Here is a 24,632-nt window from a genome sequence, read left to right as displayed (position 1 = left end):
TGCTCACGGGGCCACCCCAACTTGCCAAAAACCCACAACAGTTGAGCCTCGCAATATGCGGAAGCTGAACCGGACAGTCGTGGGCTTGTCCCGGCCATCCACGTCGGCCGGCATGCTGAGAACGACGTGGATGCCTGGGACAAGCCCGGGCATGACGGAGTAACTAACTTGCAGGATCGTTCGTCGCGACAGCCCGGAATTTCCACATGCGATTGCCCTCCCCTGAAGGGGGAGGGTCACCGCGCGCAACGCGCGCGGTGGGGTGGGGTGAGCCCGGAAACAGGTGAGGATGGCTCGAGGCAACATCAGGTTTGCCGGCACCGGCGCCCGCGAAGCCATCAGCACCACAGGCGCGGACAGTCCGTCACCCCACCCCGCCGCGCATGCCGCTGCGCGCATGCTCGGCGCCCCTCCCCCTCCAGGGGAGGGTGGGCACTGTGCGCGCGGCGCGAGCGTTGCCATTCAACGCGGCCGAAACATCACGCCGCCGACGCCGCGAGGCGGCGCGGCACCAGGCGCTTGGCTTCCTGCTCCATCAGCATGCGCAGCTCGTGCGCGTGGGCGCAGGGCGGCATGGTGCGGATGCCGTCGGCGACGAGATCGTGCAGATAGCTGACGGCGCCGGCGAGGCCATAGATCAGCACGGCATTCGGCCGCCCGAGCGCAGCATCCTGGCCAACGGGCTTGCCCGCCTCCTCCTCGTCGCTGGCTGCGTCGCGGATGTCGTCGGCGACCTGATAGGCCTCGCCGATGGTCTCGCCCAGCGTACGCCACGCCTCCGGATTCTCATGCCCCGCTGCAGCGGCGCCCGACACAGTGGCCGCCGCAAACAGCGCGCCCGTCTTGGAGCGGTGATAGCGCGACAGGTCGATCTGCGGCTCGCACTCCCAGGCTTGCCCGGCCGAGATGCCATGCGGCACGCCGACGGCATCGCCGATGGTCGCGATCAGCTGCGCCAGCCGCAGCGGCGAGCAGCGCGACTTGGCGAGCGTCTGGAATGCGAGCACGATCAGCGCATCGCCCGCGAGCACCGCGAGCGGCTCGCCGAACGCGGCATGCACCGAGGGCCGCCCGCGTCGCAGCGCCGCGTTGTCGAAGCACGGCAGATCGTCATGCACCAGCGAGGCGCAGTGCAGCAGCTCGATCGCGGATCCCGCCGCATCGGTCGCGGCCGGCTCGTCGTCGCCGCAGGCGCTGGCCACCGCATGACAGAGCCGCGGACGAACCCGCGCCCCCTTGGGAAACACCGCGGCCTGCATGGCGGCCGAGAGGCGCGGCGGGCATCCGGGCCGGTCGGCCAGGGCGACCGCTGTGACGAGGGATTTCTCGATCCGGGCCATCACGTCCATGCCAGCCTCCCCTGCCGCGAGGCCCATGCCGGCCCTCGCCTATGTAAATTTCAACTTACACCAACATTGTAAATCATGCTAGACATTCCTGCGTCAGGCCGGGCGGACAGGAGTGCAAAGCAATGGCCGATCACCGCGTGATCGTGGTTGGCGCCGGCATCGCCGGCCTCAGCGCCGCGCTCACCCTCGCCGCGCGTGGCGCCGAGGTGACCGTGATCGAGCGCGCCGCCGCGCCTGGCGGCAAGATGCGCCAGATCGCGATCGGCCCTGCCCGGATCGACTCCGGCCCCACCGTGTTCACGATGCGCTGGGTGTTCGACGAGCTGTTCGCCGACATCGGCACATCGCTCGACGATCACCTCACCCTCACCCCGCTCGACGTTCTCGCCCGCCACGCCTGGACCGATCGCCGCACGCTCGATCTGTTCGCCGACGAGGACCGGTCCGCTGACGCCATCGGTCGTTTCGCCGGACGCAGCGAGGCCGAGGGCTATCGCGCGTTCTGCCGCGACGCCCGCCGCATCTTCGAGGTGCTCAGGGATCCCTTCATCCGCACGCCGGCGCCGAGCATGACGCATCTGTTGCGCAATGCCGGCTTCCGCGATCTCACCGCGATCCGTCCGTTCCAGACGCTGTGGAAGGCGCTCGGCGGCTATTTTCGCGATCCTCGACTGCAGCAGTTGTTCGGCCGCTACGCGACCTATTGCGGCTCGTCGCCCTTCCATGCGCCCGCGACGCTGATGCTGGTCGCCCATGTCGAGCAGGCCGGCGTGTGGCTGATCGACGGCGGCATGCACGAGCTCGCCGCGTGCCTGGCCGCGCTGGCGCGGCGCCACGGCGTCAGCATCCGCTACGACAGCGAGGTCGCCGGCATCGTCACGAGCGCCGGTCGCGCCGCGGGCGTACGGCTCGCGACCGGTGAGCAGATCACCGCCAACGCCGTCATCGCGACGGCCGATGTCGCCGCGCTGGCGCAGGGGCTGTTTGGTGTGGACGCCGCGCGCGCGCTACCGGCGATCCCGCAGGCCGCGCGCTCGCTCTCGGCGATGACCTGGAGCTGCCTCGCGCGGGCCGACGGCTTTCCGCTGGTGCGGCACAACGTGTTCTTCTCGCGCGACTACCGCGCCGAGTTCGATCAGCTGATCGACCGCCGCGCGATGCCGGCCGAGCCCACCGTCTATGTCTGCGCGCAGGATCGCGACGACCAGCCGCGCGAGGCCGGCGGCAACGAGCCGCTGTTCGTCCTGATCAACGCGCCCGCGTCAGGTGATCATCATCGCTTCGCTCCCTCGGAGATCAGCCAATGTGCCCGCCAGACCTTCGACCTGTTGCAGCGCTGCGGCCTCAGCATCGCGACGACGCCGGAATTGACCCGCGTGACAACGCCGACGGACTTCAACCGGATGTTTCCGGGCACGGGGGGCGCGCTGTACGGCCGCAGCTCGCACGGCTGGATGGCATCGTTCCAGCGGCCGGGCGCGCCGACCAGGCTGCCGGGGCTCTACGTGGCGGGGGGCAGCGCGCATCCGGGACCGGGCGTGCCGATGGCGGCGCTGTCGGGCCGGATGGCCGCTGCACGGGCGACCGCGGACCTCGCTTCGACCGCATTGTCCCGGACCACGGCTATGCGTGGTGGTATGTCGACGCGCTGAGCGATGACGGCCGCTTCGGCATGACGCTCATCGCCTTCGTCGGCAGCGTGTTCTCGCCGTACTACGCGTGGGTGCGGCGGCGGGGAGCGGCTGATCCCGAAAATCACTGTGCGCTCAACGTTGCGCTCTATGGCGCGCGCGCGCGGCGCTGGGCCATGACCGAGCGCGGACGCGGTGCAATCACGCGCGAGCCTGCGAGCCTCGGGCTCGGTCCGAGCAGCCTCGCCTGGAACGGCCGCGAGCTCACCATCGAGATCAGCGAGGTCAGCGTGCCCTGGCCGCTGCCACTGCGCGGTCGCGTCCGCGTCGTACCGACGGCGCTGAACGAGATCGCGTTCACGCTCGATGCCGAGGGACGCCACCGCTGGCAGCCGATCGCGCCATGCTGCCGCGTGTCGGTCGATTTCGATCATCCGGATCTGCACTGGCGCGGCGACGGCTATTTCGACATCAACCATGGCGACGCGCCGCTGGAGCGCGACTTCCAGAGCTGGCAATGGTCGCGCGCGGCGACGCGCACCGGCACCGTGATCTCCTATGACACGGTCGCGCGCGACGGCGCCGATACGTCGCTCGCGCTGCACGTCGACCCCGCGGGCCGTCTGGAATCGATCACGCCGCTCACGGAGGCGCCTTTGCGCAAGACGCTGTGGCGCGTCGACCGCAGCGCCCGCGCCGACGCCGACGCACCGGTGCGCGTCGTGAGCACGCTGGAGGACGCCCCGTTCTACGCGCGCTCCCATCTCGCCGCCCGTCTGCACGGCGAGGATGTCGCGGTGATGCATGAGAGCCTGTCGCTCGACCGCTTCCACATGCCGATCGTGCAGGCCATGCTGCCGTTCCGGATGCCGCGGTGGTGAGGGCCGGAGAGGACGAGGTTGATCAAGAGGCCGATAAGAACGCAAACGCTTCGCCCCAGGGCGTGTGCTTTCGCGACAAACCAACAGGTGTCGTCCCGGACAAGCCGTGACGCGCCCCAGCGCGTCACAGCGCCGATCCGGGATCCATACGCCGCGGCCTTAATGATGGGCAAAATGCCAATAGCCAGCCTGCCTCAAACCGCTCCCTGGGGGTATGGGTCCCGGCGTTCGCTGGGACGACGACTGAGAACATGGCGCCGACTTCCGATAAAAATAAATCTCTTGCGATTTTTCGTGAATCATGATTATCTCCGCGCATCCCGCCTCACCGCAGAGGGGCGTAGCGCGCGATCGTCACGACACGCGAGGTGGGGATGCGATGGCCGCGATTTTGCCGCAGCGTGTCTTCGGATGCGCGGACGAACGGCAGCTTGCGGACGTGAAATCGCAGCGTCCTGATACCCCGACGCTGGTATCAAGCCGCGATGGCGCTGATGTGCCGCGTGGTGATGGTGGCCAACAAGCCCGGCGCACCAGGGAGACTGCGTATAAGCGTGAAGACCGTCGCGCAGGGAATGCCGGTTGAACCGGCTTTGCCTGTGGTACCTGCCGCCTGCATTTTTTCTGCAGGCGGGCCATGGGTGGGGCCTTCACCCGGCATTCCCTGCGCCCTCTGCACTCTCGCGAGGGACGACCTGATCGCAAAGCTCGGGCAACATCTGCCGCGAGAACGCGAAGCTATGTCGATCGCTGTTTGAGACGTGAATCCGCCTCCCCCCACCCTACCGCTTCTCCGCTTCGCGTTCCCTGGCCTCGCGCTCGGCGCGCTGGCGGTCGAGGCGGCGGCCCTGCCATTCGAGGACGAGCCAGCCGGCGATGCACATCGCGACGACGACGAATTCGAGCAGGCCCCCCATCTCGCTCATGGCGCGTCACTCGCGGGTCTGACCTTGGCCTTCTGCATCTGAGCGTCTCACGCGCGACTTTCCGAGCGCTGCAATCCGCGCCGGCCGCCTTACCGTCATGCCGACGACCTCGCCTCGCTACGACGACCGCCCCGAGCGCAACAACTGATCGCGTCGCTCCAGGCGCTCGAACAGGTCGAGCACCCACAGCGCGCGATCGTGAACAGTCCGGCGCGGCGGCGCGATCGCGTGCGGGCGCTGCGCATCCGCCGCGACGACCGCCTCGATCAAAATGCGCGCCTCCGGCCGCGGCGGCGCCAGCGACGGCTGCTCCTGCAGCAGCGACATCACCGCGGCCTTGCCGAGAAGCTGCAGCTTGCGCGGCATCGAGACGAATGCGCGCCGCGACAGCGAATCGAATTCGGCACGTGCGACCTCGCGGCCGATCTCGGCATAGATCAGCCGCGCCGCATGGATGCCGGGCCGGCAACTCCACGGCAGATCGGCGATGCCTGCGGAAGCGCGCGCATAGAACACGTCGGCGACTGCGAGCAGTCGCGCGGTGACCCGGCCGATGCGGTCGTCGAAGAACGGCGCGGCACGCCAGGTCTCGATATCGAGGCCCGCCTCGCGCAGCCATTGCCGCGGCAGATAGAGCCGGCCAGCGCGCGCGTCCTCGCCGACGTCGCGGGCAATGTTGGTGAGCTGCATGGCGATGCCGAGGTCGCAGGCGCGTCCGATCGTCCCGGCCTCGCGCCGGTTCATCAGCAGCGACATCATCACGCCGACCGTGCCGGCGACGCGCACGGCATAGGCGAGCACGTCGCTCAGGGTCTCATAGCGGCGCCCCTGGGCGTCCCAGGCGAGACCTTCGAGCAGCGCCTCCGGCAGCGCGCGCGGAATCGTGAAATGCGCCACGACGCCGGCCAGCGCGCGATCGACGGGACTGTCGTCCGGCGCGCCATCATAGATCCGGTCGAGCCGTTCGTGCAGCAGCTCGACGGCGTCGACGCGGCGGCCGGGCCCGTCGATCGCATCATCGGCCTCGCGGCAGAACGCGTAGAGCGCGACGGCGGGATCGCCGACCGCGCGGGGCAGCACTTTCGAGGCGGCAAAGAACGTCTTCGATCCGCCCCGCAACATCCGCCGACAGATCGCAATGTCCGTTTGCCAGCTCATCGCCGCTCCAGCTCATGCGGCGCGGGCACGAGATCATCGAGCACACGCGCCGAGGACAGCACGCCCGGCAGGCCGGCGCCAGGATGGGTGCCCGCGCCGACCAGATAGAGCCGCTCGACCTCTTCGCTCTTGTTGTGCGGCCGGAACCAGGCGCTCTGCATCAGCACCGGCTCGAGCCCGAACGCCGCGCCGCGATAGGACGACAGGCGATGCTCGAAATCATCGGGCGTCAGCAGCCGCGACGTGACGATCTCGCCGGCAAGGTCCGGCAGCAGCGTGTCGCTCAGCGCGGTCTCGATCCGCTTGCGGAACGGCTCGGCCGTCGCCGACCAGTCGATGCCGCTCTGCTGATGCGGCACCGGCGACAGCACGTAGAAGGCATCGCAGCCATCGGGCGCCAGCGACGGATCGGTGGCGGTCGGCCGGTGCAGATAGAGGCTGAAATCATCCGCCAGGACCTTGCGGCGGAAGATGTCGTCGAGCAGCTCGCGATAGCGCGGGCCGAGCAGGATGGTGTGATGCTGAACGTCGTCGTAGCGGCGCTTCGTGCCGAAATACCAGACGAACAGGCTCATCGAATAGCGCGCACGGTCGATGCGCGCATCGGTCCAGCGCCGGCGCCGCATGCTCGGCAGCAGATGCTTGTAGGTCCAGGCCGCGCAGCCATTGGACACCACGACATCCGCGGCGATGGTCTCGCCCGACGCCAGCCGCACGCCGGTGGCGACGCCATTCCTGGTCGTGATCTCGGCGACGGGTGCCGAGCAGCGCACCTTGCCGCCCTGCCCCTCGATCAAGCCGACGAGACCCGTCACCAGCGCACCGGTGCCGCCCATCGCGAAGTGCACGCCCCAGCGCCGCTCGAGATAGGCGATCAGGCAGTAGATCGACGTGGTCGTGAACGGGTTGCCGCCGATCAGCAGCGGATGGAAGCTCAGGATCACGCGCAGCCGCTCGTCGCGGACATAGTGCGAGACGAGGCCATAGACCGAGCGAAAGCTCTGCAGCTTGATCATCGCCGGCGCGATCTTGGCCATGTCCATCAACGACAGGAACGGCACGTCGCCAAGCTCCTCGAAGCCCTTTCTGAAGATCGCCTCGCTCGCCTTCATGAAGCGCTCGTAGCCGTCGACGTCGCCGGGCGACAGCCGCGCCACCTCGGCGCGCATCTCGGCCGGGTCGCCCGAGCAGTCGAACACGGTGCCGTCGTCGAACCGGATGCGATAGAACGGCGAGATCGGCTTGAGCGTGACGTCGTCGGACATCCTCCGACCGCACAGCTGCCATAGCTCCTCGAACAGGAACGGCGCGGTGACGATGGTCGGGCCGGCATCGAAGGTGAAGCCGTCCTGGCGATGCACGTAGGCGCGGCCGCCGGGCGCGTCGAGCTGCTCGTAGACGGTGACGCGATAGCCGCGCGCACCGAGCCGGACCGCTGCGGCGAGGCCGCCGAAGCCGGAGCCGATCACGACCGCATGCGGCCGGTCTCCGAGCGCAGCCGGGACAGCGGCCTTGATGGTGGAGACGTCGAGCATGGGCGAAAGCGTAAATTGAAACTGACGTTTTCGCTAGCCAAAAAATGTCAATCTAGTTTGACATTTCCTGCTGCACCGCGAGCACGCCCGCGCGCTCGGCGGCGTTGACGATCAGGCCCGCAATCCTCGCCGGCTGCTCCTCATGGGCCAAATGACCAAGGCCATCAATGAGTTCGAGCTGCGCCTGAGGCACCGATTGCTGGACGCGACGCGCGACGTCTGGCGGAATGGCACGGTCATGCGCGGCCGCGACCAGGAGCAGCGCGGTCTTCAACCGCGGCAGCTCGCGCCCAAGCGGATGCAGGTCCCAGTTCGCCATCATTTCGAGCGCGGCGCCGACATGGCCGGGGCTGCCGACCAGCCGCCGATACAGCCGCTCGCCTGTCGCGTCGATCGTCGAGCCGGTCCCCTTCAGCAGCCGATGCACCGCCGCCGGATCGCGGCCCCGCCAGGCGAACAGCCGCGGCACCAGCGGATTGAGCGCCATCATCTTGGCGAGCGGCGACAGGAACTGCGCGGCCGCGCCGCCGAACGGCAGAAAGGCGCCGTTGAGGCTGACGATCAGCTTCGGCGTGATCAGGCCATCGAGCGTCATGCGGGTCAGGATCGCCGCGCCCGCGGAATGGCCGATCGCGATTTCAGGCGCGATCGCAAGCTTCTCGCAGAGACCAGCGAGATCGCGCGACATGCCGTCGAGCGACAGCCGCCGCCAATGCGGCGTGGAGGTGAAGCCGTGGCCGGAGAGATCCGGCGCGACGACGGTGAAGTGCCTGGCGAGCAGCGGCGCGAGATCGCGCCAGGAATGGGTCGCGGCACCGGTGCCGTGGGCGAGCAGCGCGACTGGCCCCTCGCCCATGATCTGAACGTGCCAGCGCAGGCCCGCGGCCTCGACGAAGCGGCTGGCCACCCGGTTGGGCCAGTCGCTGCCGTCGACGCTCCAGTTCGGCTTGTCGCTCATGCCGGCCCACGCGGTTGGACGCCGCCGGCACCGTCAACGATCGGCCGCGCGCGTCAGGAAATCATCATAGCTGGCGACGACTTTATCAAGCTGTTCGAAATGCGGCATCGCCCCGGTCCGCATCACCTCGATCCGCCAGTTGGGCAGAGCCTCGACGGCGTGCTTGCCGTGATAGTCGACGAAATCGCCGCGCACGCCATGCACCATCCAGACCGGCATCGCCAGTGCCTGGTAGAGCTTCACGGCATTGGTGCTGAACAGATAGCCGGAGACGAACGAATACGGCGCGTTCTCGGCGCCGGGCTGGTGCGTGGTGATGTAGTCGTATTCCAAAAGGCCCTCGTCGATGTCCTTGCGACCAAAGGTCTTCTGCAGGAAAAAACGAATGCTGGCGCGCGAGGTCAGCAGGGTGAAGAATCCGTGCTTCCACAGGGAGACGTTGAGGATGTTGCGCACCCACGGCATGGCGCGGGTCGTGTCCTTGTTGCCAGCCGTCTTGGCCGCGGCCTCGGCGCGGCGATCGAAGCCGGTCGGGCTGAGCAGCGCCAAGGTGCGAAACAGGTTCGGCGCCTCGGTGCCGGCGCGCGCGGCGAACTCGCAGCCGAGCGACAGCGCGACGGCGTCGATCGCGGCGTCGCCATGACGGCGGCGAATCTCGTTCGCCGCGAGCAGGATCGCGTCGGTCATGATGCGCGGTGTGTAGATGCGATCGGCACGGTCGGACAGGCCGAAGCCCGGCAGATCGAGCGCATAGACGGGACGCGTCTGGCGGTAGTGCTCGAACAGCGGCTTCATCTCGTAGGCCGTCGCCGCGGCGTTGACGCTGTGAATGAGCAACAGCGGCCGTCGATCGCCCGGCGCCGCCGGGCCATCGCCATAGCAGGTGATGCGTCCGACGCGCGCATCCGTAAGTTCGAAGCGCGGCGCGGACAACGGCGGGGGCATCGTGACCACGCCCGGAGCAGAGGCATGATCACTCTGTGTGGTCGAAGCGACCTGCATGGCGTGCTCCTGTCTGGCTTTTTCCTGCGGATAGCAGAGTCCACCACTGCCGACCGACCGGGACGAGCATAGCGATGACCGAACGTCTTGTCAGTCACCGTTGGAACGCCGCTTGACGCCGCGGGTTCCAGCGCCGTCAGCCGCGGCCGGCTTGCGCCATGACGGCCTGCGACAACCGTGCGGCATCGGCATGAGGCAGCGCGACGTAACGCGCTTGCATCGCACCGGCGAGCTGCGCGGCCTTGTCCTGCGGGCGAGGCGAGGAATCGACCAGCACGACCGGAATGCCGGTCAGCGCGAGCTGCTTCGCAGCGACCAGCGCCTCCGCCTCGGCCTCGCTGCGGCCGCCGCCATCGCGCGCGACATTGGCCCGGCCGTCGGTCATCAGCACGATGGTCGGCGCCTGGCCCGTGGCCTTCACGGCGAGCGCGAGCTCGGTCGCGGCGAAGATCGCCGCCGACAGCGGCGTGCCGCCGCCGCCGGGCAGCGCCGCGAGACTGCGCTTGGCGCGCGTCAGCGAGCGCGTCGGCGGCAGCAGGAGCTCGGCGCCCTTGCCGCGAAACGCGATCAGCGCGACCTCGTCGCGGCGGATGTAGCATTCGGCGAGCAGCAGCTCGACCGCGCCCTTGACTTCGGCAAGGCGCTGCAAGGCCGACGAGCCGGAGGCATCGACGACGAAGATCGTCGTGGTGCCCGAGCGCTGCTTGAAGCGGGTGATGCGAATGTCGTCCTTGTGCACGATCAGCCGGCCGCTCTTGCCGGAACGTTGCGTCCGCCGCCGCAGCGGCTGCCACGGCGCTGCCGCGCGAAGAGTCTCGAGCACGTTGAGCCGCGCCCCGGCGCGCCATTCGCCGCGTCGCGCGCCGATCGGACGGCCGCGCTTCGGCGCCTTCTGAGCGGTGCCCTGCTTGCTGACGCTGCTGCTGCGGACGCGGGTCGCGCGTTCCTCCTGCAGCCGCTTCAGCAGGTCGAGTGGAATGGCCGCCTGCGCCGCTTCGAGCACGCGATCCTCGAGCGGACCGTTCTCGCTGCGGTCGTCGTCCTCACTCTCGGCCGACTCATTCTCGGGCTCCGGCGCCTCGCTGTTCTCGGTCTCGTCATCCGCTGCAGGCAGCCGGGTGGCGCGCGGCGCCAGCACCAGCCGCGCGGCGCAGGCGACGTGCGAGTCTGCGACTTCGACCTTGCCATCAAGCGCCGCTGCGATGCGCGCGACGCGACAGGCGAGCAGCGGCGCGCGCAGCGAGTCGATGCCGAGCGCACAGGCCGTCGTCGTCAGCGCCGTGATCGCCTCGTCCGGCAAACGGACCTGCGGCAGCAGCGCACGCGCTGCTGCGATGTCGGACGAGTCGAACAGGCTCTCGCCGAGATCGACGCGCGCAACTTTGCTGAGATCGAGATGGCAGGCCAGGCGGTCGGCCAAGGCAGGCGACACGCGCTCATCACCGATGCCCTCGTCGAGCGCAATCAGTCCGAGCCGAGCCGGCGCGCGCAGCGACATGCCATCGCGCTCGATGCTGATAGCCCCGGTGTCGAGGGCAACACAGAGATGTGCGACCGTCGACTGCGACATGCGCTCGGCCATCACGGCGATCAGCCCGCCGCCATCGGCATCGGCGAGCAGCCCACGTTGCAGCACCGGCCGCCCCGCCTGCAAGGTCGCGGCAAGATCGATGCCGCCAAGCAGGCGATCGTCGGAGATCGACGGCGGCAGCTTGCGCAAAGGCGTCGACGACGGCATCAAGTCGTGCAACAGATCGAGCCACTGATCGCGCACCGGTCCCGCGCCCGCACGCAACAGCACCGACGCGGCCGGCGGATCGATCGCCACCAGCGCGGCCGCGATCATCGCATCGGCCCAGATCGTAGCGCCGTCGCTCACGTTGCAAACAGCTCGGCGAGCGCGCGCTCGACCCGCACCGACGAGCCGGAATCGTCGAGCGGATTGCGCCTGAGACGGTGCCGCAGCGCCATCGGCGCCACCGTCTTGAGATGGCCGTCATCGACCGCCTTAACGCCGTCCAGCGCCGCCGCGGCGCGCGCCGCACGCATCAAGGTGAGCTCGCCGCGCAGGCCATCGGTGCCGAGCGCCATGCACAGCCGCGCCGCCTGCTCCAGCTCGCGATCGGCGACTTTCACCGAGCCGATGTGCTCGCGCGCGGCCAGGATGCGCTTGCGCTGCTTGGCCTCCTCCTTCTCCCAATGCCCGACGAACGCCGTGGGATTTGTCTCGAACGCGTCACGCCGCTTGATCACCTCGATGCGCGTCGGCAGGTCAGCGGGCGTCTTGACCTCGACCGAGAGACCGAAGCGATCGAGCAGTTGCGGCCGCAGCTCGCCCTCCTCCGGATTGCCGGTGCCGACCAGCACGATGCGGGCGGGATGGCGGATGCTGAGGCCATCGCGCTCGACCACGTTCTCGCCGGAGGCGGCGACGTCGAGCAGGAGATCGACGAGATGATCCTCCAGCAGATTGACCTCATCGATATAGAGAAAGCCTCTGTTGGCGCGCGCCAGCAATCCCGGCTCGAACGATTTCTCGCCATGAGCCAGCGCACGCTCCAGATCGAGCGCGCCGACGACGCGGTCCTCGGTGGCTCCGAGCGGCAGGTCGATGACCGGAATCGGCACCTGATGCGCCTTCAACGCCGCCGGCTTTTTCGCCTTGCCGCTCGGCTTGGAGCGCGCGCGGCACGCGGCGCATTGCGCGGCGACGTCGGCCGGATCGCATTGATAGGGACAGCCGATCACGGCGCTCATCGGCGGCAAGAGCGCGGCGAGCGCGCGCACCGCGGTGGATTTTCCGGCGCCGCGATCGCCAAAGGCCAGCACGCCGCCAACCTTCGGATCGACGGCAGCGATCATCAGCGCCAGCTTCATCTCGTCCTGGCCGACGATGGCCGAGAACGGAAAGGCGATTCCCATGAGCGTCCCCTGCGCCGCGACGCGTTCCCGCCGCGTTGCCAGCATGAGACCACAATCAGGGGCCGCTCTTCAACCCATCAGCGCTTCAACGAGCGAGGCTCGGCAGATCGAGACCATTGGCGTCGGCGCAGGCGATCGCGTCCTCATAGCCGGCATCGGCGTGGCGCATCACGCCGGTGGCCGGATCGTTCCACAGCACGCGCTCCAGCCGCCGCGCCGCGTCCGCCGTGCCGTCGGCGACGATCACCATGCCGGCATGCTGCGAATAGCCGATGCCGACGCCGCCGCCATGATGCAGCGACACCCAGGTGGCGCCGCTCGCACAATTGAGCAGTGCGTTGAGCAGCGGCCAATCCGACACGGCGTCGGAGCCGTCCTTCATCGCCTCAGTCTCGCGGTTCGGACTCGCCACCGAGCCGGAATCGAGATGGTCCCGGCCGATCACGATCGGCGCCTTCAATTCGCTGCGGGCCACCATCTCGTTGAAGGCAAGCCCGAGGCGATGGCGGTCGCCGAGCCCGACCCAGCAGATCCGCGCCGGCAGGCCCTGGAACTTGATGCGCTGCCTCGCCATGTCGAGCCAGTTGTGCAGATGCTTGTTGTCGGGCAGCAGCTCCTTCACCTTGGCGTCGGTCTTGTAGATATCCTCGGGATCGCCGGACAAAGCCGCCCAGCGGAACGGGCCGATGCCGCGGCAGAACAGCGGACGGATATAGGCTGGCACGAAGCCGGGGAAATCGAAGGCATTGGCGAGGCCCATGTCCTTCGCCATCTGGCGGATGTTGTTGCCATAGTCGAGCGTCGGAATGCCCATGGCGTGAAAATCCAGCATGGCCTGGACGTGGCCGACCATCGACGTCTTGGACGCCTGCTCCACCGCCTTGGGATTAGACGCTCGCTTGGCCTCCCATTCGGCGAGCGTCCAACCCTTGGGCAGATAGCCGTTGATCGGATCGTGCGCGCTGGTCTGATCGGTGACGATGTCGGGACGGACGCCACGGCGCACCAGCTCCGGAAAGATCTCGGCGGCGTTGCCAAGCAGGCCGACGGACACCGCCTTCTTGGTGCTGGCAGCCTCGGCCATCAGTGTCAGCGCCTCGTCGAGCGTCGCGGCCTGGCGATCGAGATAGCCGGTGCGCAGCCGCATCTCGATGCGGCTCGGCTGGCATTCGACGGCGAGCATCGACGCACCGGCCATCGTGGCTGCCAGCGGCTGCGCGCCGCCCATGCCACCAAGGCCAGCAGTCAGAATCCATTTGCCGGCGAGATCGCCTTTATAGTGGCGACGGCCGACCTCGACGAACGTCTCGTAGGTGCCCTGCACGATGCCCTGGCTGCCGATGTAGATCCAGGAGCCGGCCGTCATCTGGCCGTACATCATCAGGCCCATTTTATCGAGCGCGTTGAAGTGATCGAGCGTCGCCCAATGCGGCACGATGTTGGAGTTGGCGATCAGGACGCGCGGCGCGTCCGGGTGCGTACGAAAGATGCCGACCGGCTTGCCGGACTGCACGACAAGCGTCTGATCGGCTTCGAGCTTGCGCAAGGAGGCAACGATGCGATCAAAGCTGTCCCAGTCGCGCGCGGCGCGGCCGATGCCGCCATAGACGATCAGTTCGCTGGGCTTCTCGGCCACGTCAGGATCGAGATTGTTCATCAGCATGCGCAGCGGCGCTTCGGTGAGCCAGCTCTTGGCGCTGATCTCGCTGCCATGGGGCGCGCGGATCACCCGTTCATTGTCCAGGCGTCGGTTCATGGGTCCCTCTCATCCAAGTTTGGGGAACGGATCGCGTCCGAGTGCATGCGTCGCAGCCCCGGCCAGCACACCGCCGCTGACAAGCGCGGTGGCCTTGGCGAGATCGTCGGCCATGTAGCGGTCGTGCTCCAGCGCCGGCACATGCGCGCGAAGCGCGGCAATGACAGCAGACAGCGCCGCGCTGGTACTGTGCGGCGCTCGCAGCTCGATGCCTTGGGCGGCGACGAGCAGCTCGATGCCGATGATCGCAGCGAGATTGTCTGCCATGTCGTGCAGCCGCCGCGCCGCGTGCGCGGCCATCGAGACGTGATCTTCCTGATTGGCACTGGTCGGCGTGGAGTCGATCGAGCAGGGCAGCGCACGCTGCTTGTTCTCGGCAAATAGCGCTGCCGCCGTCACCTCCGCGATCATGAAACCGGAATTGAGTCCGGGCTCCGGCGTCAGGAACGGCGGCAGGCCGAAATTCAGCGCGGGGTCGACCAGCGTCGCGATGCGCCGCTCGCTGATCGCGCCGAGCTCGGACAGCGCCAGCGCGATCTGATCGGCGGCAAACGCCACCGGCTCGGCGTGGAAATTACCGCCCGAGATGATCTCGCCGGTCTCGACCAGCACCAGCGGATTGTCGGTGACGGCGTTGGCTTCAGTGACGAGCGTGCGCGCCGCCTGGGTGAGCAGATCGAGCGCCGCGCCGGCGACCTGCGGCTGGCACCGCAGGCAATACGGATCCTGCACGCGCTCGTCGCCTTCGAGATGCGATAAGCGGATATCGCTGCCGTCGAGCAGCACGGTCAGAACGCGGCCGGCCGCGATCTGACCGGGATGGCCGCGCAGCGCCTGGATCTCGGGACGGAACGGCGCGGTCGAGGCCATCGCGGCATCGACCGACAGCGCGCCCGTCACCAGCGCCGCGTCGAGCAGATCATGCGCGCGGAAAAGGCCGGCGAGCGCATAGGCCGTCGAGAACTGCGTGCCGTTGATGAGCGCGAGCCCTTCCTTCGGTCCGAGCGTGACCGGCGCAAGTCCGGCACACGCGAGCGCCTTGCGCCCGGGCACCAGCCGGCCGTCAAGAAAGGCCTGGCCTTCCCCGATCATGACCGCCGTCATATGCGCGAGCGGCGCGAGATCGCCTGACGCACCGACCGAGCCCTGCTGTGGCACAAACGGACACACACCCTGCGCCAGCATCGCCTGCAATTGCTCGATGATCTCGCGGCGCACGCCAGAGGCGCCGCGGCCGAGCGAGATGATTTTAAGCGCTATCATCAGCCGCACGACCGGCTCTGGCGTGGCGGGCCCGACACCACAGCAATGCGACAGGATCAGGTTGCGCTGGAGCTGTGCGGTCTGCTCCGGCGGGATGCGTTTCGAGGCAAGTTTGCCGAAGCCGGTGTTGATACCATAGACCGGCTCGGCGCCCTGCGCCGCCTTGGCGACGATGGCCGCGGCAGCGTCAACACGCGGCCAATAGGATGGATCGAGCGCAAGCGGCCCGCCCGCGTAGACGTGCGCGAGGTCGTCGAGACTGACGCGGCCGGGCGCCGCAACGATCGTGCTCATCGCCCTCTCCAGACGCGCTGATGAAGGGGATTGAAGCCCATGCGATAGACGAGTTCAGCAGGACGGCCGATGTCCCATATCGCCAGATCGCACCGCTTGCCGGCTTCGAGCGTGCCGGTCTCGCCCAATACGCCCAAGGCACGCGCGCCTTCGCGCGTCACGCCGGCGATGCATTCGTCGACGGTCATCCGGAACAGCGTCGCCGCCATGTTCATGGCCAGCAACAAGGATGTCAGCGGCGACGAGCCGGGATTGCAGTCGGTCGCGAGCGCGAGTTTCGCGCCGTGCTTGCGGAACAGATCGACTGGCGGCTTCTGCGTCTCGCGGATGAAATAGAACGCGCCGGGCAGCAGCACGGCGACAGTGCCGCTCCGGGCCATCGCGGCCGCGCCAGCCTCGTCGGTATGCTCGAGATGATCGGCCGACAACGCGCCGAACTCGGCCGCAAGCGCCGCGCCGCCGAGATTGGAAAGCTGATCGGCATGTAGCTTGACCGGCAGGCCGTGCATCTTGGCCGCGGCAAAGACACGCGTCGTCTGCGCCGCTGAGAAGGCGATGGTCTCCATGAAGGCATCGACGGCATCAGCGAGCCCGGACTTGGCGACTGCCGGCAGCATCTCGTTGCAGACGAGATCGATATAGCGATCCTTGTCGCCATCCGCTTCGACCGGCAGCGCATGAGCGCCGAGAAAGCTGGTGCGCACGGAGACGGGCCGCCTGCCGCCGAGCGCGCGGGCTGCAGACAATTGCCGCAGCTCGGTCGCGGTCTCCAGGCCGTAGCCGGACTTGATCTCGATCGTGGTGACGCCTTCGGCGAGCAACGCGTCCAGTCGCGGCAGCGCGCCGGCGATCAGCTTCTCTTCGGTTGCGGCGCGCGTCGCCGCAACCGTGGACACGATGCCACCGCCCGCACGCGCGATCTCCTCGTAGCTCGCACCGGCCAGTCTTAGCTCGAACTCATGGGCGCGGTCGCCGCCGTAAACAAGATGCGTGTGGCAGTCGACGAGGCCCGGCGTGATCCAGCGGCCGTCGCAGTCGATCAGCTCGGGTGCATCAGCGTCGGCCGGGAAATCCGATTGCGGACCGGCAAAGGCGATGCGGCCGTCGCGGGCAGCGACCACGCCCTGCTCGATCACGCCAAGACCAGCCGCGCTCTCGCGCAGCGTTGCCAGCCGCGCATTGCGCCAGATCCCGTCGAAACGCTCGGCCATGTTGCCTCCCACCTTCACGAAAGCTTGACGGGCGATATGTCTATACATAAACTCGCTTCCGCCGTTCTGTCCAGCGGGCTTATCAAACATGGCGTCACTGCACTTCGCATCCGCGCTTCTGCCCACGGGTTGGGCCGAGGACGTGCAGGTCGTCATCAGCAACGGCGCGATCACGTCAGTCTCCGCGGGCGTCCCTCCGACCTCCGACGACGAACAACATGAGGTCGCGATCCCCGGCATCGCCAGTCTGCACAGCCACGCGTTCCAGCGCGGCATGGCCGGGCTTGCCGAGGTCAGCGGACATTCCACCGACACGTTCTGGACGTGGCGCGAGACGATGTACCGCTTCGCGCTGTCGATGCGTCCCGAGGATGTCGAGGCGGTCGCGACGCTGCTCTATGTCGAGATGCTCGAGCGCGGCTTCACACGGGTCGGCGAATTCCATTATCTGCACCACCATCGCGACGGCACGCCTTACGCCGATATCGCCGAGATGGCGGTGCGCATCGCCGCGGCTGCCCAGACATCCGGAATCGGCCTGACGCTGCTGCCGAGCTTCTACGCGCATGGCGGCTTCGGCGGCGCGGCGCCGCATGATGGCCAGCGGCGCTTCATCTGCGATGTCGATCAGTTCGCAAAGCTGCTGACGGCCTCCCGCAAGGCGATCAGCGCGCTCCCCGGCGCCAATCTCGGCATCGCGCCGCACAGCCTGCGCGCTTTCGCACCGGATGAGTTGATGGCCCTGCTGCCGCTCGCGGACGGCGGCCCGATCCACATCCATGCCGCCGAGCAGGTCAAAGAGGTCGAGGAATGCCTCGCCTGGTCGAGCCGGCGTCCGGTGCAATGGCTGCTCGATCACCACACCGTCGATGCGCGCTGGTGCCTGATCCACGCCACGCACATGACGGCCGACGAAACGGCGGCGCTCGCGCGGAGCGGCGCGACGGCCGGCCTTTGCCCGATCACCGAAGCCAGCCTCGGCGACGGCATCTTCCCGGCGCGCGACTATCTGCGCGCGCACGGGCGCATTGGCGTGGGCACTGACTCGAACGTGCTAGTCGGCGTCAGCGACGAGTTGCGCCAGCTCGAATACGGTCAGCGGCTGACGCATCGCGAGCGCAACGTGCTGACGTCGGGCCCGCATGCGTCGACGGGCCGAACGCTGTTTGATGCCGCTCTCGCCGGCGGCGCTCAGGCGCTGGCGCAATCCAACGCCGGGCTCCAGGTCGGAGGCCGTGCCGATATCGTCACGCTCGATCTGTCGCATCCGTCGCTCGCAGGGCGGACGCAGGATGCGCTGCTCGACGGCTGGATCTTCGCGACATCGCACGACGCCATCGACTGTGTCTGGGCGAGCGGCGCCAAGGTCGTCCAGGGCGGCCATCATCGTTCGCGCGAGGCCGCCCGGCGCGGCTTCAACACGGCGGTGCGGAGGCTGCTCGCATGAGCCTCGCCGAGGATCGCGTCAAGCCGGGCGCCGGCACGCTCTACAAGACGATCCGCCAGGACATCGAGCGCCGCATCCTCACCGGCGAATGGCCGCCCGGACATCGTATCCCGTTCGAGCACGAGATCATGGCGCGCTACGGCTGCTCGCGCATGACCGTGAACAAGGCGCTCTCAGAGCTCGCCCAGGCCGACCTGATCGAGCGACGACGTCGCGCCGGCACGTTCGTGCGGCGCCCGCAATTCCTGTCGGCGGTGCTGAAGATCCCCGACATCCGCGCCGAGATCGGCGCGCTCGGCCGCGCCTACGGCTATCAGTTGATCTCCTCGACCCGCCGCACGGCCAATGCGGCCGATCGCGAGCGGCTCGGCGTCAAGAAACCGTGCAAGGTGATTGCGATCCGCTGCCGGCACAGCGCCGACAACGTCCCGTTCGCAATCGAGGATCGCCTGATCGATCTCGACGCGGTGCCCGATGCGGCCAAGGCCGACTTCAAGATCGATCCGCCAGGCTCATGGCTGCTGCATCACGTGCCCTGGACCGAGGCTGAGCACGCGATCAGCGCCATCGTCGCGGACGATGCAATTGCCGAAAGCCTCGACATCGCGGTCGGCGCACCCTGCCTCGTGATCGAACGCCACACCTGGCGCAAGGGGCAGCCGCTCACGGCTGTCAGGCTGATCTATCCCGGCGAGCAGCACCGCCTGGTAGCACGATTCAGGGGCAGCGAATGAGACGGCTCATGCGCGCCCGATCTGAGCACGGGATTTGCAAGCACGCATGCAAAGACAAGCGGAGATCGCAGCCATCACGGCTGCGAGCCGCACGACAAGCTTCCTCTCACAGCAAAGGACGATGACGATGCGCAGACTAGGGCTTCTCGCAGTAACGGCCGCGCTCCTGGCCTCGACGACCGCCTACGCCGACGACGTCAAGGTCGGCATCGGCATTTCCGGCTGGACCGGCTTCGCGCCGCTGACGCTGGCGAAGGAGGCCGGCATCTTCAAGAAGAACGGGCTCGACGTCACCATCAAGAAGATCCCGCAGAAGGATCGCCACCTCGCCATTGCCGCCGGCGACGTGCAGTGCGCGGCGACGACGGTCGAGACCTGGATCTCCTGGAACGCCAACGGCGTCGCCACCAAGCAGATCTTCCAGCTCGACAAGAGCTACGGCGCCGACGGCATGGCCGTACGCAACGACATCGCCTCGATCAAGGACCTGAAGGGCAAGACGGTGGCGGCATCGGCGCCGGGCACCTCGCCCTATTTCGGGCTGGCCTGGATGCTCAAGAAGAACGGCCTGAGCATCAAGGACGTCACCGTCGTCAACATGGAGCCGGGCCCGGCCGCGCAGGCTTTCGTCGCCGGCCAGAACGACGCCGCGATGACCTACGAGCCGTATCTCTCGACGGTCCGCGCCGCCCCCGACAAGGGCAAGATCATCGCCACCACGCTCGACTATCCGATGGTGATGGACACGTTCGGCTGCACGCCGAAATTCCTGTCCGAGAACCCGAAGGCCGCCAAGGCGCTCGCCGACAGCTATTTCGAGGCGCTCGACATGATCGCCAAGGACCAGGCCAAGGCCTATGAGATCATGGGCGCCGACGTGAAGCAGAGCGGCGAGCAGTTCGGCAACTCCGCCAAATATCTGCGCTGGCAGGACAAGGCTGCGAGCCGGAAGTTCTTCGAGACCGAGTTCAAGACCTTCAACAAGGACGCGGCCGAGCTCCTGCTCGAGGTCGGCATCATCAAGCAGATCCCGAAGATCGAGGATCTCTATGATGCGAGCTTCATCAAGTAGGCCGAAACCCGTTCTATATGACGTCGTCATTGCGAGCGGAGCGACGTGTCCGCCGAAGCTTGTAGAGCGAAGGCGGAAGCAATCCAGGGCCGGGGTGAGACTCTGGATTGCTTCGTCGCTTCGCTCCTCGCAATGACGAGCTTGATGCATCGTGCGCAGCATTAGCACCGCCCCCTGAAGCCACTCATTCGAGGTCACCATCCGCAGCCCGCGTCACCTCGCGGGCCGCATCCAACCCGAAAGCCCGATCCGTGATCCGTCCTCTCGATCCCGTCAGCGCCCGATCAAGAACAGCGCTCGGCCTTGCCTTCTTCGTCGTGTTCGTCGCGGCGTGGGCGCTGGCGACGTTCGGGGGCTACGTGCCGAAGACCTTCCTGGCCGATCCCTTGACCATGCTGCACGAGGGCTGGGATCTGCTCACCAAGTTCGGCTTCCTCTACGATATCGGCATGACGGTCTGGCGCGTCGTCGGCGGCTTCGTGCTAGCGGCCGTGATCGCCGTTCCGCTGGGCCTGCTCATGGGCGCCTACAAGCCGGTCGAGGCGTTCCTGGAGCCGTTCGTCTCGTTCGCCCGCTATCTGCCGGCATCGGCCTTCATTCCGCTGCTGATCCTGTGGGCCGGCATCGGCGAACTGCAGAAGCTGCTGATCATCTTCATCGGCTCGGTGTTCCAGATCATCCTGATGATCACGGTGACCGTCGGCAACACGCGGCGCGATCTCGTCGAAGCCGCCTATACGCTCGGTGCCAGCGATCGTGGCATCATCGGCCGGGTGCTGCTGCCGTCAGCGGCCCCTGAGATCGCCGAGATCCTGCGGCTCGTGCTGGGCTGGGCCTGGACCTACGTCATCGTCGCCGAGCTGATCGGCTCGTCCTCCGGCATCGGCCACATGATCACCGACAGCCAGGCGCTGCTCAACACCGGGCAGATCATCTTCGGCATCATCGTCATCGGCCTGATCGGGCTGATCTCGGACTTCCTGTTCAAGGCGTTCAACGCCTGGCTGTTCCCGTGGAAGCTGGCATGACCACGCTCGTCATCGACAACGTCACGCGCATCTTCCCGGCCCGCCAGGGACATGCGCCGACGCGCGCGCTGGAGCCGGTCGAACTCACGATCGGCAACAACGACTTCGTCACGATCCTGGGGCCCTCCGGCTGCGGCAAGTCGACCTTGCTGCGCATCGTCGCCGGGCTCGATCATCCGACCAGCGGCAAGGTGCTGCTCGATGGCCGTGAAGTGACAGGGCCCGGCGCCGATCGCGGCATGGTGTTCCAGTCCTACACGCTGTTTCCCTGGCTCACCGTGCGCGAGAACATCGCCTTTGGCCTGCGCGAACGCGGCGTGCCGGAGAGTGAACGCAACGCGATCGCCGACCGCTTCATCCAGCAGATCGGCCTCAAGGGTTTTGAGAACCACTGGCCCAAGCAGCTCTCCGGCGGCATGCAGCAGCGCTGCGCGATCGCCCGCGCGCTGGCCAATGATCCGAAGATCCTGCTGCTCGACGAGCCGTTCGGCGCGCTCGACAACCAGACCCGGGTGCTGATGCAGGAGATGCTGCTCGGCATCTGGGAGCGCGACCAGAAGACGGTGCTGTTCGTGACCCACGACATCGAGGAGGCGATCTTCCTTGGCAGCCGCGTGCTGGTGATGAGCGCGCGGCCCGGCCGCATCAAGGCCGACATCAAGATCGAGCTGCCGCATCCGCGCTCCTACAAGGTCAAGACCTCGCCGGAATTCGTAGCGCTCAAGGAGCGGCTGGTGGAAGAAATTCGCGCGGAAGCGCTGAAGGTGGCGGCGGAGGCGTGAGAAGTGGCCGCCAGCTAAGTGGCCTCGCTCAGCGCCGCCTCTGCGAGCGGGATCGCGGAGACAGACCCCCACCCAAGCGCGTTTGCCGCTCTGTCGTACATGCCCTCTCCCACAAGGGGAGGGCGCAATAGTGGCCACCGCGCTTGAAGCGATCTCGAGCGACGCGTTCCAATTGGGGCCGCGGCAAGACTGCACAATGCAGTGCCCTCGCCCCTTGTGGGAGAGGGCATCGCCGGCTCATCCATACACTCGCTTGGGTGAGGGTCTCTCTCCGCAAGGACACTCTTAGCTGCATAGCTCACTGCTGCGTCGACGATCAGCTCACATCGCATCGATTCCTATGGAGGCTTCCTCCAATTCGCTTCAACCACGGCACCAGATGGAACGCGCTCATCAGGAGATACATCACGGTCATGTCGCCGAGCGGCGCACCCGCCGGCATGGCCGAGCAGATCACGTCTGATCGGCCGTCGCGGGCCATGGCGTTCAGCACCGCCATCAGCGCGAAGGTCGGCGCCGCAGCGTAGCGGAGACCATTGGCGATGTCGGGCATCACGCGCATCCTGGTCGGGAAGAACGCCATGGCTCTGCTCCTTAGCGCGTGCCGTACTCGTCGCGGCGGCGCCACCAGACGCCCTGCTCATTGCGTCCCTTGGGCGCGCGGTCGAGCCATTGATAGGCACCCCACAGGCCGTCGAGGCCGCGGGCATAGCTCGAATAGGTGTGATAGACGACACCATCCTCGAGCATGAAGGCGCTCATGCCCGGCCGGTCGCGCATGAAGGTCGCGCCGTCGGTCCCGGCACCGGCGGCGATCTCTGCCACCATCGCCGGCACATCGGACGCCCCGAGCGGAGGACTGGTGCGATAATTGTACTCGCTGCCGCCCTGGCGCTGCTGCTCCTCGGTGATCGCGACGTTGAAGTCGAAATTGAAGTCGCTGCTCGCCGATGACGCCCAGGGAAAGCTCCAGCCCATTCGCGCCTTGTAGGCTTTCAGTTTCGCCAATGGTGCGCGCGACACCGCCCACAGCATCACGTCGTGATTGGCGAGATGGACCTGGAAGCCGTTGAAGCCGTCGGCAATCATCGAGCACGACGGGCAGCCCGCCTGGAAGTCGGGGCCGAACATGAAGTGATAGACGAGCAGCTGCGAGCGGCCCTTGAATAGGTCTGGCAGCGTCGCCGGCCCGTCCTCGGTGTCGAAGCGATAGGCCTTGTCGACGCGCACCCATGGCAGGGCCTGGCGGCGTTCCGCCACCTCGTCGCTGCGGCGGGTGAGTTCCTTCTCGGCTTGCAGCAGGTCGAGCCGGGCCTTCAACCAATCTTCGCGCGTTCCGGTGATATGCATGGTCATGGTCGTCATCCTTTTTGCGTGTTGACCGCAGCTCAGACTAGGATCGGCAGGAGAGCGACCGGGAGTGACAAGTATGGCGGGATTTGCATGGACTCGCTGATCTCGGCGGCGGCGCAGGCGCTCGCCGCGGGCGATCCGCTCGGCGCATTGAACCGGGTCGCGTTGCGCGATGATCCCCCGGCGCTGGCGCTGCGCGGCATCGCGATGGCGCGGCTTGGCGATTTCGGGCGCGCGAAGGCGCTGCTCCGGCAGGCCGCGCGAAGCTTCGGTCCCAAGGCGGTTCTGGCCCGCGCCCGCTGCGCCGTCGCCGAGGCCGAGATCGCCCTTGCAGCGCGCGACCTCGGCTGGCCGACGAAGTCGCTCGCGGCGGCGCGCGAGACCCTGGAGCAGCACGGCGACCGCGCCAACGCTGCCTATGCGCGCAGCCTCGAGATCAGGCGCATGGTGCTGGTCGGGCACCTCGATGACGCCGAGCGTGGCCTCGCCGATCTCGATCCCTCGCCACTGCTGCCGGCGGCCCGCACGATCTACGAACTGATCGTGGCCGGACTGGCCTTGCGCCGGCTGCAAACGAAGACCGCGCGATCGGCGCTCGAACGCGCCGCGCGGTCGGCGCAGCAGGCCCGCATTCCCGAGCTCCGGGCGGAGATCGAGCGGGCCTCGTCGGCGCTGTCGGCACCGGCGGCGCGGATGATCCGGCGTGGCGAGGAACGCCTGCTGCAGCTCGACGACGTCGAGCGGCTGTTGCGGTCGGACCGGCTGATCATCGATGCCTGCCGCCTGGCGGTACGCCAGGCGAGCCAGATCGTGCCGCTGGCGCGGCGCCCGGTGCTGTTTGCACTCGCCCGGCGACTGGCCCAGGGAGCGCCCGACGACGTGCCGCGGGCCGAGCTGATCGCGCATGCGTTCCGCGGCAAGGAGGCCGACGAGTCGCACCGCGCGCGCCTGCGCGTCGAGATCGGACGGCTGCGCCAGTTGCTCCAAGGCCTCGCCGAGATCCATGCCACGCGCGACGGCTTCGCCCTGGTGCCGTGTGACGATCGCGAGGTCGTCGTGCTGGCGCAGCCGATCGAGGACGACAACGCCACCGTGCTCGCCTGCCTTGCCGATGGCGAGGCCTGGTCGAGCTCCGGCCTCGCGCTGGCGCTGGGCGCAAGCCAGCGAACGGTGCAGCGTGCCCTCGACGAACTCGCATCGTCTGGGAAGGTGCAGTCGTTCGGCCGCGGCCGCGCGCAACGCTGGACCTGTCCGGTCGTGCCGGAATTCGCGACGGCGTTGTTACTCCCCGCGTGGTCGTCGCTCGACTAGCGTGGGTCCATCGGAAGCA

At 67.7% G+C, this 24,632-nt stretch carries 21 protein-coding genes; 8 read left to right on the top strand and 13 right to left on the bottom strand.

Annotated features, from left to right (window positions below; translation table 11 throughout):
• Positions 1-479: 479 nt before the first annotated feature.
• Positions 480-1,349 carry a polyprenyl synthetase family protein gene (locus ACQR1X_RS29030; protein WP_434863819.1) on the bottom strand — a complete coding sequence of 290 codons (870 nt, stop codon included), beginning with the start codon at positions 1,347-1,349 and terminating at the stop codon, positions 480-482.
• Positions 1,350-1,471: 122 nt separating this feature from the next.
• Here ACQR1X_RS29030 and crtD point away from each other — a divergent pair, with 122 nt between their 5' ends.
• Both crtD and ACQR1X_RS29020 read left to right on the top strand, forming a co-directional pair.
• Positions 1,472-3,001: a 1-hydroxycarotenoid 3,4-desaturase CrtD gene (crtD, locus tag ACQR1X_RS29025; protein ID WP_434900124.1), complete on the top strand. Its 1,530-nt coding sequence runs from the start codon at positions 1,472-1,474 to the stop codon at positions 2,999-3,001.
• 20 nt (positions 3,002-3,021) lie between these two features.
• Positions 3,022-3,861: a hydratase gene (locus ACQR1X_RS29020; protein ID WP_434900123.1), complete on the top strand. Its 840-nt coding sequence runs from the start codon at positions 3,022-3,024 to the stop codon at positions 3,859-3,861.
• Positions 3,862-4,643: 782 nt separating this feature from the next.
• On the opposite strand, the gene ACQR1X_RS29015 is transcribed toward ACQR1X_RS29020, so the two are convergent.
• The 10 genes from ACQR1X_RS29015 to hutI all read right to left on the bottom strand — a co-directional run bounded on the left by ACQR1X_RS29015 (position 4,644) and on the right by hutI (position 16,886).
• The gene (locus ACQR1X_RS29015) at positions 4,644-4,787 is read right to left on the bottom strand and encodes a hypothetical protein (RefSeq protein ID WP_315803434.1); all 144 of its coding nucleotides are present in this window, start codon (positions 4,785-4,787) and stop codon (positions 4,644-4,646) included.
• Positions 4,788-4,904: 117 nt separating this feature from the next.
• Positions 4,905-5,945, bottom strand: coding sequence for a phytoene/squalene synthase family protein (locus ACQR1X_RS29010; RefSeq protein ID WP_434900122.1), 1,041 nt, complete (start codon positions 5,943-5,945; stop codon positions 4,905-4,907).
• Positions 5,942-7,480: a phytoene desaturase gene (locus tag ACQR1X_RS29005; RefSeq protein WP_316237534.1), complete on the bottom strand. Its 1,539-nt coding sequence runs from the start codon at positions 7,478-7,480 to the stop codon at positions 5,942-5,944. Before ACQR1X_RS29005 ends, ACQR1X_RS29010 begins: the two co-directional genes overlap by 4 nt.
• A gap of 52 nt (positions 7,481-7,532) precedes the next feature.
• Positions 7,533-8,438, bottom strand: a complete 906-nt coding sequence (gene bchO, locus ACQR1X_RS29000) for an alpha/beta fold hydrolase BchO (protein ID WP_434900121.1) — start codon at positions 8,436-8,438, stop codon at positions 7,533-7,535.
• A 33-nt stretch (positions 8,439-8,471) separates the two neighbouring features.
• Positions 8,472-9,440, bottom strand: a complete 969-nt coding sequence (locus tag ACQR1X_RS28995) for an alpha/beta fold hydrolase (RefSeq protein ID WP_434900120.1) — start codon at positions 9,438-9,440, stop codon at positions 8,472-8,474.
• Positions 9,441-9,576: 136 nt separating this feature from the next.
• Positions 9,577-11,319, bottom strand: coding sequence for a magnesium chelatase subunit D (locus tag ACQR1X_RS28990; RefSeq protein ID WP_434900119.1), 1,743 nt, complete (start codon positions 11,317-11,319; stop codon positions 9,577-9,579).
• Complete coding sequence (bchI, locus tag ACQR1X_RS28985; RefSeq protein ID WP_434900118.1) at positions 11,316-12,362, bottom strand: magnesium chelatase ATPase subunit I; 1,047 nt, start codon at positions 12,360-12,362, stop codon at positions 11,316-11,318. Before bchI ends, ACQR1X_RS28990 begins: the two co-directional genes overlap by 4 nt.
• An 85-nt stretch (positions 12,363-12,447) precedes the next feature.
• Positions 12,448-14,118 carry a urocanate hydratase gene (gene hutU / locus ACQR1X_RS28980; protein ID WP_434900117.1) on the bottom strand — a complete coding sequence of 557 codons (1,671 nt, stop codon included), beginning with the start codon at positions 14,116-14,118 and terminating at the stop codon, positions 12,448-12,450.
• Between the two features lie 9 nt (positions 14,119-14,127).
• Complete coding sequence (gene hutH, locus ACQR1X_RS28975; RefSeq protein ID WP_316182457.1) at positions 14,128-15,675, bottom strand: histidine ammonia-lyase; 1,548 nt, start codon at positions 15,673-15,675, stop codon at positions 14,128-14,130.
• On the bottom strand, positions 15,672-16,886 hold the full coding sequence (gene hutI / locus ACQR1X_RS28970) for an imidazolonepropionase (protein ID WP_434900116.1): 1,215 nt from the start codon (positions 16,884-16,886) through the stop codon (positions 15,672-15,674). Before hutI ends, hutH begins: the two co-directional genes overlap by 4 nt.
• 88 nt (positions 16,887-16,974) lie before the next feature.
• Here hutI and ACQR1X_RS28965 point away from each other — a divergent pair, with 88 nt between their 5' ends.
• The 5 genes from ACQR1X_RS28965 to ACQR1X_RS28945 all read left to right on the top strand — a co-directional run bounded on the left by ACQR1X_RS28965 (position 16,975) and on the right by ACQR1X_RS28945 (position 21,949).
• Positions 16,975-18,333 carry a formimidoylglutamate deiminase gene (locus ACQR1X_RS28965; protein WP_434900115.1) on the top strand — a complete coding sequence of 453 codons (1,359 nt, stop codon included), beginning with the start codon at positions 16,975-16,977 and terminating at the stop codon, positions 18,331-18,333.
• Positions 18,330-19,067, top strand: coding sequence for a histidine utilization repressor (hutC, locus tag ACQR1X_RS28960; RefSeq protein ID WP_434900114.1), 738 nt, complete (start codon positions 18,330-18,332; stop codon positions 19,065-19,067). The genes ACQR1X_RS28965 and hutC overlap by 4 nt, the downstream gene beginning before the upstream one ends.
• A gap of 127 nt (positions 19,068-19,194) precedes the next feature.
• Complete coding sequence (locus ACQR1X_RS28955) at positions 19,195-20,139, top strand: ABC transporter substrate-binding protein (protein ID WP_434900113.1); 945 nt, start codon at positions 19,195-19,197, stop codon at positions 20,137-20,139.
• A gap of 254 nt (positions 20,140-20,393) precedes the next feature.
• A complete protein-coding gene (locus ACQR1X_RS28950; RefSeq protein WP_434900126.1) occupies positions 20,394-21,167 on the top strand; it encodes an ABC transporter permease in 774 nt (257 codons plus the stop codon).
• Entirely contained in the window at positions 21,164-21,949 is a 786-nt protein-coding gene (locus tag ACQR1X_RS28945) for an ABC transporter ATP-binding protein (RefSeq protein ID WP_315803421.1), read from the top strand. Before ACQR1X_RS28950 ends, ACQR1X_RS28945 begins: the two co-directional genes overlap by 4 nt.
• 316 nt (positions 21,950-22,265) lie before the next feature.
• Here ACQR1X_RS28945 and ACQR1X_RS28940 read toward each other — a convergent pair whose 3' ends face one another.
• Together ACQR1X_RS28940 and ACQR1X_RS28935 are read right to left on the bottom strand one after the other, a co-directional pair.
• Entirely contained in the window at positions 22,266-22,532 is a 267-nt protein-coding gene (locus ACQR1X_RS28940; protein WP_315803420.1) for a hypothetical protein, read from the bottom strand.
• Between the two features lie 11 nt (positions 22,533-22,543).
• Entirely contained in the window at positions 22,544-23,305 is a 762-nt protein-coding gene (locus ACQR1X_RS28935; protein ID WP_434900112.1) for a DUF899 domain-containing protein, read from the bottom strand.
• An 87-nt stretch (positions 23,306-23,392) separates the two neighbouring features.
• Between ACQR1X_RS28935 and ACQR1X_RS28930 the strand changes: the two genes are divergently transcribed.
• Positions 23,393-24,613, top strand: a complete 1,221-nt coding sequence (locus ACQR1X_RS28930) for a helix-turn-helix domain-containing protein (protein WP_315803418.1) — start codon at positions 23,393-23,395, stop codon at positions 24,611-24,613.
• Positions 24,614-24,632 lie beyond the last annotated feature (19 nt).

It is taken from the genome of Bradyrhizobium sp. HKCCYLRH3073, assembly GCF_051167995.1.
Lineage (GTDB): Bacteria > Pseudomonadota > Alphaproteobacteria > Rhizobiales > Xanthobacteraceae > Bradyrhizobium.
This window is presented reverse-complemented; position numbering and strand designations above follow the sequence as displayed.